Genomic DNA, 16,507 nt, shown 5'->3' with positions numbered 1-16,507 from the left:
GCCGTCCCCGGGGTGACCAGCTCCCCGGGGACGGTGCCGCTCCGGCGGGCCGACGGTCAGGCCGGGTCGACCAGCAGCGGGCGGATGCGGCCCATGTTCTCCTGGGTGATCCTCCACAGCAGCACCTGCCGGTCGTGGACGTCCGCGACGGTCGCCTCGTGCCGGTCCAGCAGGCCGAGGGCCCGCTCGGTGAGCAGCTCCGCCAGGTGCCGCTCGTGGACGGAGACGCCCCACTCCGGCCGGTCGATGTCCCGCAGGAAGTAACCCAGCTTGGGGTGGGAGATCAGCGACAGGATCGGGGTCCCGGCGCCGAACGGCACCATCCCGGCGTGGCCGCGCGCGCCGATGACGAGCTTGGTGCGGGCGTACTCGGTGAGGATGCGCTCGGTCGACCAGTCGTACATCGGCAGCACCGGCAGGCTGATGCCGTGCTCGCGGCGCAGGTCGGTGACGAAGGTGTCGTCGGTGACCGCGTGCGAGGCGTACCGCACCTCGGCGTGCTCGCCGATCCGTCGGATCGCTGCGGCGAGTTCGGCGAGGACATGGCCGTAGTCGTGGCCGAAGCGCAGCCCGGCCCGGTCGTAGGCGATGTTGACCAGCACCGTGTCGTCGCGCTCCGCCGGGTCGCGCCAGCCGGGGATCAGCTGCCGGGCGACGGTGGTGGGGCAGGGCTGGTGGACGACGGTGTCGGCCAGTTCGCGGGGCAGCAGGTCGCGGACCCGCTCCACCGAGCCGTGGTTGCGCAGCCCGAAAAACGCGGCGCGCTCGACCAGGGTGCGCAGGCTGTCGGTGAACCGCTCGCGGGCGTAGTCCTGGCCCTCGAAGGTGTTGTAGCCGACGGCGAAAACGACGATCGGCACCTCGATGCGGCGCATCGCCTCGTCGGTGACGTTCCACTGCCAGGCGCTGTTGCCGTTCGGGGAGGTGTCGGGGATGAACAGCCCGCCGCCGCCGATGACCAGGCCGCGCTGGCGGTTGATGCGCTCCAGTGCGGCGTCGTCCACGAAGCGGTGGACGTGCTCGCTCTGCCAGGCGCCGGGGCCGGTGTCGTCGGAGAAGCAGCGGCGCACCGCCTCGGGGAGGACCTTGTCGCCGGCGTTGCCCTGGCCGTCCATGTAGAACGCGACGTGGGCGAGGCGGCCGGCGCGGCCGCCGCCCTGGTCGGAGGCGCCGTTGCGGCCGGCGGGCGGCGCGTCGGCGGGCCGTCCGCCGCCGGAGACCGGGGCGGTGCGGCGGTGGAGGATGCCGCACATCCGGTCCGTGGGGTCGGCGGAGAGGCCCGCCAGCGCGTGGGAGGCAGCGGTGGCGTCGTCGTGGAGGACCCAGGCCAGCTGCGCGAGGCGGGCGTGGGCACGGGGCGCGGTCGGCGGGTGGGCGGTGGCCAGCAGCAGGTGGGTGCGGGCCTCCTCGTACCGGGCGCAGGCCATCAGGGCGTTGCCGTAGAGGGCGTGGGCGCGGGCGTCGCGTGCCGGGATGCGGTGGCGGCCGAGGACCTCGGCGGCCTCGCGGTAGTCGCCGAGCTCCATGAGCGCGTCGGCGAGTTGCACGGCGGTGTCGAGGCCGCTGCCCGCACGGTGGGCCTGGCGGCCGAAGTGCCGGACCAGCTCCGGGTGTTTGCGGCCGGGGAGCGCGAAGAACTCGGCGCGCAGCGCGGCGTCGTCGAGGTCGTAGCGGTGCCACGCCTCCTCAGCGGGGGCGTAGCCGGTCTCGCCGCCCTGCCAGGGCTTGTGGCGGCCGGTGTAGTGGAGGACCGCGACGTCCTCGGGGACGGGCTTGTTGCCCGCGAGCCGCCGCTTGACGTAGTTGTACCGGGCGTCGACCCGGACGAAGTCCCCGGCGAGGAGGGCGTTGAGGATGCCCTGGTCGTGCTTGTCGAGCTCGTAGCTGCCGGCGAGGCCGATCTCGTCCACGCGGGCGCAGAACGCGTCGGTGAGGAACTCCTTCTGGATGACGAGGAGTCCGCTGTTGAGCTTGGACTCGCCGTGGAAGAACTGGGCGACGGCGCCGAGGCCGTCGCGCATCCGCAGCAGTTCGTCGATCCGGTCCAGGACCACCATGTCGGTGTCGAGGGTGATGATCGTGTCGTAGTCGCGGACGGTGAAGACGTCGAGGATGAAGTACGCCTTGCGGACCAGGTAGTTGGTCTGGTCGCCCTTGACGAAGTCGGCGTAGTGGTCGGTGCGGACCGCGCGCAGCCGCACCCGGGGGTGCAGGGCGCGGATGCGGGCTATGGAATCGGGCCTCAGGTCGTCGTGGAGGACGAGGAAGTCCTCGCAGAGCGTGGGGTTGGTCAGCGCGAGGGAGCGCAGCAGCGTGAGGAAGCCGGGCAGGTAGTTCTCGTCCACGTAGGAGGCGAACGCGATGCGGCGCTTGAGGGGCCGGCTCCCCGCCGGGGCGTGACCGGCGCCCGCGACGGCGGGGCGCGCGGTGCCCGGGCGCGGCGTCGCGGTGAGCGGGCTGGCGGTGCTCATCGGAGGGAGGTCCTCATCTCGTCGGTGTGGCGGGCGCGGGCCGTCACCCAGTCGCGTTCGCGCTGGTAGCCGTGGACGGAGGTGATGGGCAGCTTCATCGCGCCGGGCAGGCGGTAGGCGCCGGAGGCGTAGAAGTCGAACCCGATCAGGTCGATGCGGGTGCTGACGTCGAGGAAGTCCAGCAGCCACAGCATGTTGAAGCCGCTGGTCGGAATGGTGGGCCACTCCTCCTCGGTGAGGCGGCCGATCTCCCGCACGGGCCACCGCAGGGTGCGGTCGCCGACGTTGCGCTGCGCGCCGGGGACCAGGCGGCGGCGCAGGCTGTGCTGCCACGCCGCCTGCCTGCCGCCGAAGACGAGCCGGGTGGTGACGGGCACGTCCCAGTTGAAGTTGTGCTTGTGGATGGTGGCGTGGATGTCGGTACGGGTGCCGGTGGCGGGCGCGTCGATGGTGAACGAGTTGAAGCGCACCACCAGGTCGTAGTCGTCGATGCGAGTGCCGTAGCGACCCTCCGCGACGCGCCGCGAGTTGGCGACCAGGCAGATGGAGCGGCCGGCGAGCTGGTTGCGGAGGTCGCTGAGACCGATGACCCGGGCGCCGCCCAGCAGCGGGTCGGCGGCGGCCTCCCGCTCGGAGAGGCGGCAGTGCTCGGCCCACGCGGTCAGCAGGTCCGCGGGCGGCTCACCCCCGTCGGGCGGGAACTCGGTCAGGAGGTCGACGATCGCGGTGAGGGCGTCGCCCAGCTCCCCGTACGGGCGGCGGTCGGCGACCATGAGGCCGAGCGCGGCCGTCATACGCTCGGCGGCACCGGTGGCGTCGCCGGCGTCGCGGCGGGTCAGGGCGTCGGACCACAGGTCGGTGCGGTCGCCGTCGGTCTCCAGCGCGGCGGCGCGCGGGTAGCGGCGGCGCAGCAGCGCCAGCGCCTCGACAAGGCGGTCCCGGCCGGCGCGCAGCGCGTCGATGCGGGCGCCGGTGCCGTGGTCGTCGGTGACGCACAGCGCCAGGTAGCGCTCGTGCGCCTCCACCGCACGGGCGTCGTCGCCCAGCCCCTCCAGCACGCGGGCGCGCAGCCGCCAGGCGGCGCGGGAGCCGGCGCGGACCTCCAGCAGGGTGTCGGTGACGCGCAGCGCGAGGCGCAGCAGGTCCTCGGTGCCGACCGCGGCGGCGGCCCGGCCGGCCTGGAGCAGCGCCTCGAAGACCTCGGGGTGGTCGCCGGCCCAGCGGTTGCCGCCGCCGAGCAGTGTCGCGGCCTTCCCCGGGGTGGCGGCGGCCTCGGCGTAGGCGGTGAGCAAGACCCGCACCGCCTCGGCGAACCGGACCCGTTCCGGGTCGGGGTTGCCACTCTGCTGGCCGCCGGCGATCGCGCAGTCGCGGACCCGGCGCGCCAGCTCCGGCGTCACGTCGTCGGCGGGCGGCCTCTCCCCCTGAGCCGCGCTCTGGCGTCGCGCCGGTTTTCCGATTCTCAGCTGCACCCGTGCTCTCCTCCCCGAAACGCCACGGACCGGCGTCGGCACGGGCACGCTAGGCAGCGGCCGTGACCGTCTGCGGTGCGCGGGGTGTACTGGGGGTGAACGCCGCGGCACAACGAGCATGAAGCGGACGTTGCGCGGCGGGGGACGTGCGCGCGGCGCTCCCCGCCTCCGCCCGTCGCGGGGCGCGGGGCGCTCGGCTGGGATCATGGCGGGATGGACGCACCGAACCCGATCGACCTGGCCGGCTGGCCGCGTCGGCAGCACTTCGAGCACTACCGCACGGCCGTGCCCTGCACCTACGCGATGACGGTGGAGCTGGACGCCACCGCGTTCGCCGCCGCGCTGCGCCGCTCGGCCCGCAGGACGTACGTCGCGCAGGTGTGGGCGCTGGCGACGGTCGTCAACCGGCACGAGGAGTTCCGCATGTGCCTGACGGCCGAGGGTGCGCCCGCCGTCCGGCCGGTGGTCCACCCGGCGTTCACCGTGTTCAACCCGGCGCGGGAGACGTTCGCCTGCGTGTGGACGCCGTACGACGCGGAGTTCGGCGCGTTCCACGAGCGGGCGTCGGCGCTGCTCACGGAACACGCGGGCGCCACCGAGTTCTTCCCGCAGGGCCCGCCCCCGCCCGACACCTTCGACGTGTCGAGCCTGCCGTGGGCGTCGTTCACCGGGTTCAACCTGAACGTCCGGGACGGCTTCGACCATCTGGCGCCGATCTTCACCCTCGGGCGCTACGCCGAGCGGGACGGCCGGACCGTGCTGCCGCTCGCGGTGCAGGTCCACCATGCGGCGGCCGACGGCTTCCACACGGCGCGGCTGGTCAACGAGGTGCAGGCGCTGCTCGCCGACCCGCGGTGGGTGGACGGCGGCCCGGTCCCGGCCGGCTGAGGCGAGTGGCCCGGGGCGCCGGGATCGCCTCCCCCGCCGCCCGGGGCCGGACCGGAGGTAGGTTCGGGCTGGACGACGTGCCCCGCCGCGGAGCCGGCAGGGGCGCACCGGCGAGGAGGAACGGGGACGCCATGGGTGCGGAGATCCGCCGACTGCTGCGCGGCATCGAGGTGTTCGCGGGTGAGCTGCCGGGGTTCGACCCGGCGGCCGCGCCGGCGGACCCGGTGGCGCTGTTCACCGCGTGGCTGGGCGAGGCGCTGCGCGCCGGGGTGCCCGAGCCGCACGCCATGACGCTGTCGACGGCCGGCGGTGACGGCGACCCCGACGCGCGGGTGCTGATCCTCAAGGACGTCGGGGCCAACGGCTGGTGGTTCGCCTCCGACGCCGGCAGCGCGAAGGGCCGCGATCTCGCCGCCCGGCCGTTCGCGGCGCTGACCTTCCACTGGCCGCTGCTCGGCCGGCAGGTCCGGGTGCGGGGACCGGTCCGTACCGCCGAACCGGAGCGGTCGGCCGCCGACTTCCTGGCGCGGGGCGCCGGCGCGCGCGCCGAGGCACTGCTCGGCTGCCAGTCGCGGCCGCTGGCCGACGCGGCGGAACGGGAAGCGGCCGTCGCCGCCTCCCGTGCACGCGTCGAGCGCGAGCCGGGGCTGGTCGCGCCGGGGTGGACGCTCTACGCGGTGCAGCCGGTGGCTGTCGAGTTCTGGCAGGGCGACCGCGACCGGCAGCACACCCGGCTGCGGTACCGGGCCGAGGGCGGGGGCTGGCTCCGGCAGCAGCTCTGGCCCTGACGCACCGCGGGTGCCCCCGACGCACCGCGGGTGCGCCCCGGCCGTTGCGGCGGGACGCACCCGGGCGCCGGGCTCGTGGCTCAGAGCGTGTTTGAGACCCCGCGCCGGGCCCGCGACGCCAGCTACGGCCATCTGCTGCGTTGTCAGGAACGCCCGAATACAACCCGGTATGAGGGCGCCCCTCCGCCTTGCAGCTGACCGCATCTGACGCCGCGAGCTGATCCGACGCGGGGTCTCACACACGCTCTCAGAGCGGGGCGAGGCGGGCCTTGAGCAGGCAGAAGTCGTTGCCCTCGGGGTCGGCCAGCACGTGCCACCCCTCATCCCCCCGCTGGCCGACGTCGGCGGGGCGGGCGCCGAGCGCCAGCAGCCGCTCCAGCTCGGCGTCCTGGTCGCGGTCGGTGGCGTTGACGTCGATGTGCAGCCGGGCCTTGCCCGGCTCCGGCTCGTCATGCCGGCTGAGGATGATGGTCGGCTGCGGCCCGCCGAACCCCTCCCGCGGCCCGATCTCGACACTCCCCTCCTCGCGGTCGAGGACGACGAAGTCGAGGACGTCGCACCAGAAGACGGCGAGGGCCTCCGGGTCGCGGCAGTCGAGCACCACTTCACTGATCCGACACGCCATGGACGCCACCTGCTCTCTGACGGGGCCGGGGACGGCCCGCGGGTGCGCGCCGGTGCGGCACGCCGGGACGACGGGGCGACCGTACCCGGCCCGCCGCTCCTCGGCCACCGATATCCCCACCTGCCGGCAGCGCCTGGCGGGCCGCCCGGGGCAGCCCGAACGCCGCCGTGCCGCGCCTCCGCCCACCGACCGCCGTCCCCTGCCGGAAACGCGGCCGCCCGCCGACCCGGCCCGGTGGGGGCGCGGGTGCGGCGGGCGGAACGACCGGCGGCGCGGAGCCGTCAGACGTTGAAGCCGAGAGCGCGCAGCTGCTCGCGGCCCTCATCGGTGATCTTGTCCGGGCCCCACGGCGGCATCCAGACCCAGTTGATCTTGAGCTCCTTGACGATGCCCTCGGTCGCGGACTTCGCCTGGTCCTCGATGACGTCGGTCAGCGGACAGGCCGCCGAGGTCAGCGTCATGTCGAGCGTCGCGGTGTTGTCGTCGTCCACGTGCACGCCGTAGATCAGGCCGAGGTTGACCACGTCGATGCCCAGCTCGGGGTCGACGACGTCGTACAGCGCTTCGCGGACCTCCTCCTCGGAGGCGGGCTTGGCAGTGATGTCGGTCATGCGGTCTTCTCCTCACGTGCCTGGCCGGTGGCGTCCTTCCATGCCATCCAGCTCAGCAGGGCGCATTTCACTCGGGCGGGGTACTTGGAGACGCCGGCGAACGCCACCGCGTCCTCCAGCAGCTCCTCCATGGCGTCGTCCGGGGTGAGCTGCCCCTTGGACTGCATCAGCTCCAGGAACGCCTCCTGCACGCGGCTCGCCTCGGCGATGTCCTTGCCGACGAGCAGCTCGTTCAGCACCGAGGCGCTGGCCTGGCTGATGGAGCAGCCCTGCCCCTCGTAGCTGACGTCGGCCACGGTGTCGCCGTCGAGCCGCACCCGCAGGGTGATCTCGTCGCCGCAGGTGGGGTTCACATGGTGCACCTCGGCGTCGCCGTCGCGCAGACCGCGCCCGTGGGGGTGCTTGTAGTGGTCCAGGATCACGTCCTGGTACATGGAGTCCAGCTTCACGTCGCTACCTGTGTCCTCACCCGAAGAAGTTCCGAACGTGTTCCAGCCCGTCGGCGAGGGCGTCGACCTCGGCCGGGGTGGAGTACAGATAGAACGACGCACGCGTCGTCGCGGGAATTCCGTACCGCAGGCAGACCGGGCGGGCGCAGTGGTGACCCACCCGGACGGCGATGCCCAGCTCGTCCAGCACCTGGCCGACGTCGTGCGGGTGGATGTCCCCCAGCGCGAACGAGATCGCCGCACCGCGGTCCTCGACGCTCTCCGGGCCGATGAACCGCAGCCCGGGGATGGCCGACAGCCGCTCCAGCGCGTAGCCGGTGATGGCGTGCTCGTGCGCGGCGATGGCGTCCATGCCGATGGCGGAGAGGTAGTCCACCGCCGCGCCCAGCCCCACCGCCTGCGCGACCGGCGGGGTGCCGGCCTCGAACTTGTGCGGCGCGGGCGCGTAGGTGGAGGAGTGCATCGAGACGGTCTCGATCATCTCGCCGCCGCCGAGGAACGGCGGCAGGTCCTCCAGCAGCTCCTGCCGGCCCCACAGCACGCCGATGCCGGTCGGGCCGCACATCTTGTGGCCGGTGAAGGCCACGAAGTCGGCCTGGAGGGCCTGGACGTCGAGCGTCATGTGCGGCGCCGCCTGCGAGGCGTCGATGCAGACCAGGGCGCCGACCTCCTGGGCGCGGCGCACGATGGCCTCGACCGGGTTGTGGGTGCCCAGGATGTTGGAGACCAGCGTGAACGACACGATCTTGGTGCGTTCGGTGATGACCTCGTCGATCGCGGAGAGGTCGAGCCGGCCCTCGTCGGTCAGCCCGAACCACTTCAGCTTCGCGCCGGTGCGCTGCGCCAGCAGCTGCCACGGCACGATGTTGGAGTGGTGCTCCATCTCCGTGATGACGATCTCGGTGCGCTCGTCGACCTTGTACGGCTCGTCGGCCCAGCCGAGCATGTTGGCGACGAGGTTCAGCGACTCCGAGGCGTTCTTGGTGAAGATCACCTCGTTGCGGCTGGGCGCGTTGACGAACGCGGCGACCTTGTCGCGCGCGCCCTCGTAGAGCGCGGTGGCCTCCTCGGCGAGCACGTGCACACCGCGGTGGACGTTGGCGTTGTGGCGCTCGTAGTACCCGCTGAGCGCGTCGATCACCTGGCGCGGCTTCTGCGAGGTCGCCGCGTTGTCCAGGTACACCAGTCGTTTTCCGTCGTGGATCTCCCGGTCCAGGACAGGGAAGTCCTTGCGGACCGCCTCCGTGTCCAGGAGGCCCGGGAGCACAGGGCGGGGATGGGTCATGACGATGCGCCGCCCTTCACGTACTGCTCGTAGCCCTCGGCCTCCAGCTTGTCCGCCAGCTCGGCGCCGCCGGACTCCACGATGCGGCCCTTGGCGAAGACGTGCACGTGGTCGGGGTTGATGTAGCGCAGGATGCGCGTGTAGTGGGTGATCAGCAGGGTGCCGGTGTCACCGCCGCCGCGGACGCGGTTGACGCCCTCGGAGACGACGCGCAGCGCGTCGATGTCCAGGCCGGAGTCGGTCTCGTCGAGGATCGCGATCTTCGGCTTGAGCAGCTCCAGCTGGAGGATCTCGTGGCGCTTCTTCTCACCGCCGGAGAAGCCCTCGTTCACGTTCCGCTCGGCGAAGGAGGGGTCCATCTCCAGGCCGGCCATGGTCTCCTTCACCTCCTTGATCCAGGTGCGGAGCTTGGGAGCCTCGCCGCGGATCGCGGTGGCGGAGGTCCGCAGGAAGTTGGAGACGGAGACACCGGGGACCTCGACCGGGTACTGCATGGCGAGGAAGACGCCGGCACGGGCCCGCTCGTCGACGGACATCTCCAGGACGTCCTCGCCGTCGAGGGTGACGGTGCCGCCGGTGACGGTGTACTTGGGGTGGCCGGCCAGGGAGTAGGCGAGGGTGGACTTGCCGGAGCCGTTGGGGCCCATGATGGCGTGGGTCTCACCCTGCTTCACGGTCAGGTCAACCCCCCGCAGGATCTCGGTGGGGCCGCCTTCGCCCTCGACGGAGACGTGCAGGTCGTGGATCTCAAGCGTAGCCATGGGGAAGTCAGGACTCCTGGGTGACGGAGACGAGCACGGCCGCGTCGGGGCCGTCTCCCTCGATCTTTACGGGGTACACGGGGATGGGGCGGGTGGCCGGGAGGCCGGAGGGCTTTCCGGTGCGCAGGTCGAACGACGACCCGTGCAGCCAGCACTCGATCGCGCAGTCCTCCACCTCGCCCTCGGAGAGCGAGACGTTGGCGTGCGAGCAGATGTCGTTGACCGCGAACACCTCGCCCTCGGTGCGGACGACCGCGACCGGGACACCGGAGATCTCCACCCGCTTCGGGGTGTCCTCCTCCAGCTCGCCCAGCGCGCAGGCGCGCACGAAGGACTCGGTCGCGGTCATCCGATCGACTCCGCGAGCTCGGCCTCCAGCTTGGCGGTCAGCCGCTCCTCGACGTCGGGGACGCCGATCTGCTGGAGCAGCTCGCCGAAGAAGCCGCGGACCACCAGGCGCCGCGCCTCCTCGGCGGAGATGCCGCGCGCCATCAGGTAGAACAGCTGCTCGTCGTCGAAGCGGCCGGTCGCCGAGGCGTGGCCCGCGCCGACGATCTCGCCGGTCTCGATCTCCAGGTTGGGGACCGAGTCCACGCGGGCGCCGTCGGTGAGGACCAGGTTGCGGTTGAGCTCGTAGGTGTCGGTGCCGGTGGCGGCGGCCCGGATCAGCACGTCGCCGATCCACACCGCGCGGGCGCCGGCGCCCTGGAGCGCACCCTTGTACGCCACGTTGCTGCGGCAGTTGGGGGTGTTGTGGTCGACCAGCAGCCGGTGCTCGTGGTGCTGGCCGTCGTCGGTGAAGTAGAGGCCGTAGAACTCGGCCTCGCCGCCCGGCCCGGTGTACCGCACGCGCGGCTGGATCCGGACCAGGTCACCGCCGAAGGTGACGACCACGGACTTGAAGGAGGCGTCACGGCCCAGCAGCGCGTTGTGCTGCGAGCAGTGCACCGCGGTGTCGTCCCAGTCCTGCACCGAGACCACGGTGAGCTTGGCGCCGTCGCCGACGACGAACTCCACGTTGGCGGCGCGGACGGCGTCACCGGTGTGGTCCAGGACCAGCACCGCCTCGGCGAACGGCTTCAGCTCGAAGACCGTGTGGCCGAAGGAGACGCCGCCGGTGCCGTGCAGCGAGACGCGGACCGGCTCGGTCAGCGGCTCGGAGACGGTGACGACGGTGGCGGTCTCGAAGGAGCTGTACGCCTGGGCGGCGACGCGGTCCACCGGGGTGCCGGCGCGGCCCAGCCGGGCGTCCTCACGCCCGACGGTCTCGACGGTCACGCCCTGGGGCGCGTCCACCTCCGCCTTGATCGCGCCGTCGGCGACCGCGGAGCCGTCGTGCAGCCCGCGCAGCCGTTCCAGCGGCGTGAAGCGCCACTCCTCCTCGCGGCCGTGCGGCACCGGGAAGTCCGCGACGTCGAAGGACGGCGACGCGCTCATCCGGGTGGCGACGGTGGACTCGGCGGCCGCCGCCGTGTTCTCAAGGGCCTCAGCCATGGCTGTCGTGATGCTCGCTTTCTGCTTCGGTTCTCGCTCCCCCGCGGGCCGCGGCCGGGAAGCGGGCTCTCGCCCGGACCGGCCGCGTACGCCGAGGTGCCTTGTCCCGGGTCCCTGGGGGCCGCGGGTCACGGAGGCGGCGGGTCGGGCCGCCTCCGTGCCGGAGGGGGCCGTCAGCCGACGGAACCCTCCATCTGGAGCTCGATGAGCCGGTTGAGCTCCAGCGCGTACTCCATGGGCAGTTCCTTGGCGATGGGCTCGACGAAGCCGCGCACGATCATCGCCATCGCCTCGTCCTCCGACAGACCGCGGCTCATCAGGTAGAAGAGCTGGTCGTCGCTCACCTTGGAGACGGTCGCCTCGTGGCCCATGGTCACGTCGTCCTCGCGGACGTCGACGTAGGGGTAGGTGTCGGAGCGGGAGATGGTGTCCACCAGCAGCGCGTCGCAGAGCACGTTGGACTTCGAGCCCTCCGCGCCCTCACCGATCTCGATGAGCCCCCGGTAGGAGGTGCGGCCGCCGCCGCGCGCCACCGACTTGGAGACGATGTTGGAGGAGGTGCGCGGTGCCATGTGGACCATCTTGGCGCCGGCGTCCTGGTGCTGGCCCTCGCCGGCGAAGGCGACGGACAGCGTCTCGCCCTTGGCGTGCTCGCCCATCAGGTAGACGGCCGGGTACTTCATGGTGACCTTGGAGCCGATGTTGCCGTCGACCCACTCCATGGTGGCGCCCTCGTAGGCGACGGCGCGCTTGGTCACCAGGTTGTAGACGTTGTTCGACCAGTTCTGGATCGTCGTGTAGCGGCAGCGGCCGCCCTTCTTCACGATGATCTCGACGACCGCGGAGTGCAGCGAGTCCGACTGGTAGATCGGCGCGGTGCAGCCCTCGACGTAGTGGACGTAGGCGTCCTCGTCGACGATGATCAGCGTCCGCTCGAACTGGCCCATGTTCTCGGTGTTGATCCGGAAGTAGGCCTGGAGCGGGATGTCCACGTGCACGCCCTTCGGCACGTAGATGAAGGACCCGCCGGACCAGACGGCCGTGTTCAGCGCGGAGAACTTGTTGTCACCGGAGGGGATGACGGTGCCGAAGTACTCCTGGAAGATCTCCGGGTGCTCGCGGAGCGCGGTGTCGGTGTCCAGGAACAGCACGCCCTGGGCCTCCAGGTCCTCGCGGATCTGGTGGTAGACGACCTCGGACTCGTACTGCGCGGCGACACCGGCGACCAGGCGCTGCTTCTCCGCCTCGGGGATGCCGAGCCGGTCGTAGGTGTTCTTGATGTCCTCCGGCAGGTCCTCCCAGGACTGGGCCTGCTTCTCGGTCGACCGGACGAAGTACTTGATGTTGTGGAAGTCGATGTCGGAGAGGTCCGAGCCCCAGTTGGGCATCGGCTTCTTGTCGAAGAGCTTCAGCGCCTTCAGGCGCATCTTCAGCATCCACTCCGGCTCGGACTTCTTCCCCGAGATGTCGCGGACGACGTCCTCGGAGAGGCCGCGCTTGGCCGCGGCGCCTGCGGCGTCCGAATCGGCCCAGCCGTACTCGTAGGTGCCCAGGCCGTCGAGCTCGGGGTGGGCGGTCTCCGTGGGGAGCGTCATGCGGGGTTCCTCCCGGCGGTGCGTGATGGTGCGGACCCGGCCGCGCGGGGCGGCTCGGTCCCATGGGGCTTACGGGGTACGAAGGTCGTGCACACGCCGTCGCCGTGGGCGAGGGTCGCCAGGCGCTGCACGTGCGTGCCGAGCAGGGTGGAGAAGACTTCCGTCTCCGCCTCGCACAGCTGCGGAAACCGCTCGGCGGCGTGCGCGACCGGGCAGTGGTGCTGGCACAGCTGCTCGCCGGCCGCGGTGCCGGGCGCGTCGCGCGCGGTGGCGGCGTAGCCGTCCCGGGAGAGCGCCTCCGCGAGGGCGGCGGTCCGCTCCTCTGGCGGCAGTCCCTCCATGGTGGCGGCGTACCGCTCGGCGATCCGCTCGGCGCGGGCGCGGGCGAAGGCCATGACGGCGGCCTCGCCGCCATCGCCGCCTCCGGCGGCCCGCTCGATCCAGCGCAGCGCCTCCACGGCCAGTTCGTCGTAGGACTGGTCGAAGGCGTCGCGTCCGCAGTCGGTGAGGACGAAGACCTTGGCGGGACGGCCACGGCCCCGGGAACCGTAGACCCGCTTGTCGCGCGGCTCCACGATCCCCTCGGCCACCAGCGCGTCGAGATGCCGGCGGACCGCGGCCTGGGTCAGCTCCAGCCGGCCCGCGAGCTCCGCGGCGGTGGAGGGCCCGTGGTCGAGGATGGAGCGGGCGACGCGGCGACGCGTCCCGTGCTGCTCCTCGCCCCCGGCAGGCGCATGCGCCCCGGTGGCCGGAGCGGCCACCGGGAGCTGCGAGCGCTCGCCGACGTTTTTCACAACGCCATTGTTGCGTAATTCTCGATCCGCGGGCAACCCGCCCGCTTTGGCCTGCGAAATGCCGTGCATCACTTAGGTAAACCTAAGCTTCGCGGGAATATCCGAGGAGCACCGGAAACGGTGCCGGAAACGGCCCGGCGGCGGTCCCCGCTCGCAACGCCGGGAACCTCCGGCGCGGTCACCGGCGCCGCACCGCCCAGCGCCCGGCGCCCGGCGCCCCGGAGGCACGGTTCCGGGCACGGTACGCCGCCGGGGGCGGCACCGGCCACGCCCGCCCCGCCACCGTAGACTCCCCGCCATGCGCAGCGAACCGGCCGTAGCGGTCACCGGCCTGGTGAAGCGGTACGGCGACACCACCGCCGTCGACGGCCTGGATCTCACCGCGGACCGCGCCGCCGTCACCGCCGTCCTCGGCCCCAACGGCGCCGGGAAGACCACCACGGTGGAGACCTGCGAGGGGTTCCGCGCCGCGGACGCCGGCGAGGTCCGCGTGCTGGGACTGGACCCGGCGCGCGACGGCGCGGCGCTGCGTCCCCGGATCGGCGTGATGCTCCAGTCGGGGGGCGTGTACCCCACGGTGCGCGCCATGGAGATGCTTCGGCACACCGCGCGCCTCCACGCCCACCCCCTGGACCCCGAGGAACTGGGCGAGCGGCTCGGCCTGCACTCCTGCGGAAAGACCCCCTACCGGCGGCTCTCCGGCGGCCAGCAGCAGCGCCTCGCCCTGGCGCTCGCGGTCGTCGGCCGCCCCGAGCTCGTCTTCCTCGACGAACCGACCGCCGGACTCGACCCGCAGGCCCGCCACGCCACCTGGGAGCTGATCCGCGCGCTGCGCGCCGCCGGCGTCGCCGTCGTGCTCACCACCCACCTGATGGACGAGGCCGAGGAGCTGGCCGACCGCGTCGCCATCGTCGACGGCGGCCGGGTCATCGCGGCCGGGAGCCCCGCCGAGCTGTGCGGCGGCCGGGACGACGTGCTGCGGTTCACGGGCCGCCCCGGACTCGACCTCGCCTCGCTCGACGCCGCGCTCCCGGACGGCGCCCGCGCCGAGGAGTCCCCGGCCGGCCACTACCGCGTCACCGGCGCGGGCGGACCGGCGCTGCTGGCCGCCGTCACCGCCTGGTGCGCCGCGCACGACGTGCTCGCCGACCGCATCACCACCCGGCGCCACAGCCTGCAGGACGTCTTCCTCGACCTCACCGGCCGGGAGCTGCGCCCGTGACCGCCGCCGACCCCGGCGCCCCCGCTACCGCAGCCGACCACCGCGCCGCCCCCGCGCGGCCCGCACCGCACCGGAGGGACGACGTGCCCGGCACCGAGACCGAGTTCACCCCCCGGCCGGGCCCCGCCCCGCTGCCCCGCATGATCGCGGCCCAGGCGGCGCTGGAGACCCGGATGCTGCTGCGGCACGGCGAGCAGCTGCTGCTGACCGTGGTCATCCCCACGCTGCTGCTGGTGCTGTTCAGCGCCGTCGACATCATCGACACCGGCGAAGGCGGCGACACCGTCGCCGGCCGGGTCGCCTTCCTGGCACCCGGCATCCTGGCGCTCGCCGTGCTCTCCACCGCCTTCACCGGCCAGGCGATCGCCACCGGCTTCGAACGCCGCTACGGCGTGCTGAAGCGGCTGGGCGCCTCCCCGCTGCCGCGCTGGGCGCTGCTGACCGCGAAGAGCTGCTCGGTGGCGGTGACGCTGCTGCTGCAACTCGTCCTGCTCTGCGCCGTGGCCCTCGCGCTGGGCTGGTCGCCCGCGGGCGGCGCGGCCGGCGTCCTCGCCGCCCTGGTGCTGCTGGTGCCGGCGACCGTCGCGCTCTCCGCGCTCGGTCTGCTGATGGCGGGCACGCTGCGGGCGGAGGCGACGCTGGCGGCGGCCAACCTGGTGTTCGTGCTGCTGATCTTCGGCGGCGGGGTGGTCGTCCCGCTGGAGAACTTCCCCGACGCGGTCGCGCGCGGCCTGGAGCTGCTGCCGGTGGCGGCGCTCTCCGAGGGGCTGCGGGACGTGCTCCAGCAGGGTGCGCCGCTGCCGTGGGGCACGGTGGCACTGCTCACCGGCTGGGCGGTGGCGGCCACCGCGGCGGCCGCGCGCTGGTTCCGCTGGGAGTGAGCCCCGCACGCCCCCGGGCGCGCCGACCACCGGCCGGTGCGCGGGGTACGGGGGCGGGGTGCGGGGTGGGGTGCGACGCAGGCCACACCCCGTGCGAGCCCCCTCGTGAATGAATGCACAAGCGGCGCGCATACGATGGCGGACGTGCCGAAGAAGCCCTCCGCCCCCCGTACCCCGCTCGCCTGGCTCGACGCGCGGTGGACGCCGCGGCCGGAGACCGTGCGCCGCGCCGCCCTCCTCGCGCTGGTGATGAGCGTCGTCATCGTCATCACCGGCGGCGCCGTCCGCCTCACCGGCTCCGGCCTGGGGTGCGACACCTGGCCCCGCTGCACCGAGGACTCCTACGTCACCACCCCCGAGATGGGGCTGCACGGGGTCATCGAGTTCGGCAACCGCATGCTGACCTACGTCCTCTCGGCCGCGGTCGGCTTCTTCATCGCCGCCGCGCGGTGCGCCGCGCCGCGCCGCCGGTCGCTCACCCGCCTGGGGTGGGCGCAGTTCTGGGCGGTGCTCAGCAACGCGGTGCTCGGTGGGATCACCGTCCTCACCGGCCTCAACCCGTGGGTGGTCGCCGGGCACTTCCTGCTGGCCACCCTGCTCATCACCGTCACCACCGTCGCCTGGCTGCGCAGCAAGGAGGGCGACGGCCCGCCCCGCCCGCTGGTGGGAGTCCCGGTGCGCCGCGTCGTCCTCGGCCTCACGGTGGTGACCGCCGCGCTGATCGTCGCCGGCACGGCCGTCACCGGCTCCGGCAAGCACGCCGGTGACAACAGCCGCGAGATCGTGCGGATGCCGTTCGACTGGGAGGCGGTGACCCGGGTCCACGCCGTGCTGGCCTGGATCGTCGTCGTCGGCGCGCTGGCGGTGCTGGTCGGACTCCGGCTGGTGGACGCCCCTCCCGGGCCGCGGGCCCGCGCCCGGGACCTGGTGATCGTGCTGTTCGCGCAGGGCGCCGTCGGCTACGTGCAGTACGCGCTGGAGGAGCCGCCGCTGCTGGTCGGCATCCACATGCTCGGCTCGACCCTGACCTGGATCGCGACGGTCCGGCTGCTGCTGTCGCTGCGGGAGCGCGGCGCGGCCCCGGGCGGCGGGAGCGGCGGGGACGACGCCAGGCTGCCCGCCCCCACGCCCGCCCCCCAGGACGAGGCGGCCGCTGCGCCGGGGACCGGCC

General features: G+C 73.1%; 16 protein-coding genes. 5 read left to right on the top strand and 11 right to left on the bottom strand.

The window, feature by feature from the left end:
- Positions 1-56: 56 nt before the first annotated feature.
- On the bottom strand, positions 57-2,471 hold the full coding sequence (locus tag HCN52_RS12865) for a glycosyltransferase (protein ID WP_168088571.1): 2,415 nt from the start codon (positions 2,469-2,471) through the stop codon (positions 57-59).
- Positions 2,468-3,943 (bottom strand): hypothetical protein, encoded by a 1,476-nt coding sequence (locus HCN52_RS12860; protein ID WP_168088570.1) that lies wholly within the window; start codon positions 3,941-3,943, stop codon positions 2,468-2,470. Before HCN52_RS12860 ends, HCN52_RS12865 begins: the two co-directional genes overlap by 4 nt.
- A 213-nt stretch (positions 3,944-4,156) precedes the next feature.
- On the opposite strand from HCN52_RS12860, the gene HCN52_RS12855 reads away from it, so the two are divergent.
- Both HCN52_RS12855 and HCN52_RS12850 read left to right on the top strand, forming a co-directional pair.
- The gene (locus tag HCN52_RS12855; RefSeq protein ID WP_168088569.1) at positions 4,157-4,831 is read left to right on the top strand and encodes a CatA-like O-acetyltransferase; all 675 of its coding nucleotides are present in this window, start codon (positions 4,157-4,159) and stop codon (positions 4,829-4,831) included.
- Between the two features lie 131 nt (positions 4,832-4,962).
- On the top strand, positions 4,963-5,619 hold the full coding sequence (locus HCN52_RS12850) for a pyridoxine/pyridoxamine 5'-phosphate oxidase (RefSeq protein ID WP_168088568.1): 657 nt from the start codon (positions 4,963-4,965) through the stop codon (positions 5,617-5,619).
- A gap of 247 nt (positions 5,620-5,866) precedes the next feature.
- Here HCN52_RS12850 and HCN52_RS12845 read toward each other — a convergent pair whose 3' ends face one another.
- The 9 genes from HCN52_RS12845 to HCN52_RS12805 all read right to left on the bottom strand — a co-directional run bounded on the left by HCN52_RS12845 (position 5,867) and on the right by HCN52_RS12805 (position 13,233).
- A complete protein-coding gene (locus HCN52_RS12845; RefSeq protein ID WP_168088567.1) occupies positions 5,867-6,244 on the bottom strand; it encodes a VOC family protein in 378 nt (125 codons plus the stop codon).
- A gap of 281 nt (positions 6,245-6,525) precedes the next feature.
- The gene (locus HCN52_RS12840) at positions 6,526-6,855 is read right to left on the bottom strand and encodes a metal-sulfur cluster assembly factor (protein WP_167968970.1); all 330 of its coding nucleotides are present in this window, start codon (positions 6,853-6,855) and stop codon (positions 6,526-6,528) included.
- The gene (gene sufU, locus HCN52_RS12835) at positions 6,852-7,304 is read right to left on the bottom strand and encodes a Fe-S cluster assembly sulfur transfer protein SufU (protein ID WP_168088566.1); all 453 of its coding nucleotides are present in this window, start codon (positions 7,302-7,304) and stop codon (positions 6,852-6,854) included. The genes HCN52_RS12840 and sufU overlap by 4 nt, the downstream gene beginning before the upstream one ends.
- A 16-nt stretch (positions 7,305-7,320) precedes the next feature.
- On the bottom strand, positions 7,321-8,589 hold the full coding sequence (locus HCN52_RS12830; protein ID WP_168088565.1) for a cysteine desulfurase: 1,269 nt from the start codon (positions 8,587-8,589) through the stop codon (positions 7,321-7,323).
- Positions 8,586-9,350 (bottom strand): Fe-S cluster assembly ATPase SufC, encoded by a 765-nt coding sequence (sufC, locus tag HCN52_RS12825; protein ID WP_168088564.1) that lies wholly within the window; start codon positions 9,348-9,350, stop codon positions 8,586-8,588. Before sufC ends, HCN52_RS12830 begins: the two co-directional genes overlap by 4 nt.
- 7 nt (positions 9,351-9,357) lie before the next feature.
- Entirely contained in the window at positions 9,358-9,699 is a 342-nt protein-coding gene (locus HCN52_RS12820; RefSeq protein WP_168088563.1) for a non-heme iron oxygenase ferredoxin subunit, read from the bottom strand.
- The gene (gene sufD, locus HCN52_RS12815; RefSeq protein WP_168088562.1) at positions 9,696-10,844 is read right to left on the bottom strand and encodes a Fe-S cluster assembly protein SufD; all 1,149 of its coding nucleotides are present in this window, start codon (positions 10,842-10,844) and stop codon (positions 9,696-9,698) included. The genes HCN52_RS12820 and sufD overlap by 4 nt, the downstream gene beginning before the upstream one ends.
- Before the next feature lie 173 nt (positions 10,845-11,017).
- On the bottom strand, positions 11,018-12,439 hold the full coding sequence (gene sufB / locus HCN52_RS12810) for a Fe-S cluster assembly protein SufB (RefSeq protein ID WP_167968965.1): 1,422 nt from the start codon (positions 12,437-12,439) through the stop codon (positions 11,018-11,020).
- Positions 12,436-13,233: a helix-turn-helix transcriptional regulator gene (locus tag HCN52_RS12805; RefSeq protein ID WP_376767125.1), complete on the bottom strand. Its 798-nt coding sequence runs from the start codon at positions 13,231-13,233 to the stop codon at positions 12,436-12,438. Before HCN52_RS12805 ends, sufB begins: the two co-directional genes overlap by 4 nt.
- Positions 13,234-13,531: 298 nt before the next feature.
- On the opposite strand from HCN52_RS12805, the gene HCN52_RS12800 reads away from it, so the two are divergent.
- The 3 genes from HCN52_RS12800 to HCN52_RS12790 form a co-directional block, all read left to right on the top strand.
- Entirely contained in the window at positions 13,532-14,455 is a 924-nt protein-coding gene (locus HCN52_RS12800; RefSeq protein ID WP_168088561.1) for an ABC transporter ATP-binding protein, read from the top strand.
- A gap of 140 nt (positions 14,456-14,595) precedes the next feature.
- Complete coding sequence (locus HCN52_RS12795) at positions 14,596-15,336, top strand: ABC transporter permease (RefSeq protein ID WP_168088572.1); 741 nt, start codon at positions 14,596-14,598, stop codon at positions 15,334-15,336.
- Positions 15,337-15,471: 135 nt separating this feature from the next.
- A partial coding sequence (locus tag HCN52_RS12790; RefSeq protein WP_168088560.1) for a COX15/CtaA family protein occupies positions 15,472-16,507 on the top strand: 1,036 nt, incomplete at its 3' end.

It is taken from the genome of Streptomyces bohaiensis, assembly GCF_012033785.1.
GTDB lineage: Bacteria > Actinomycetota > Actinomycetes > Streptomycetales > Streptomycetaceae > Streptomyces > Streptomyces bohaiensis.
The sequence above is the reverse complement of the archived record's forward strand: the minus strand, read 5'-3'. Positions and strand labels throughout refer to the sequence as shown.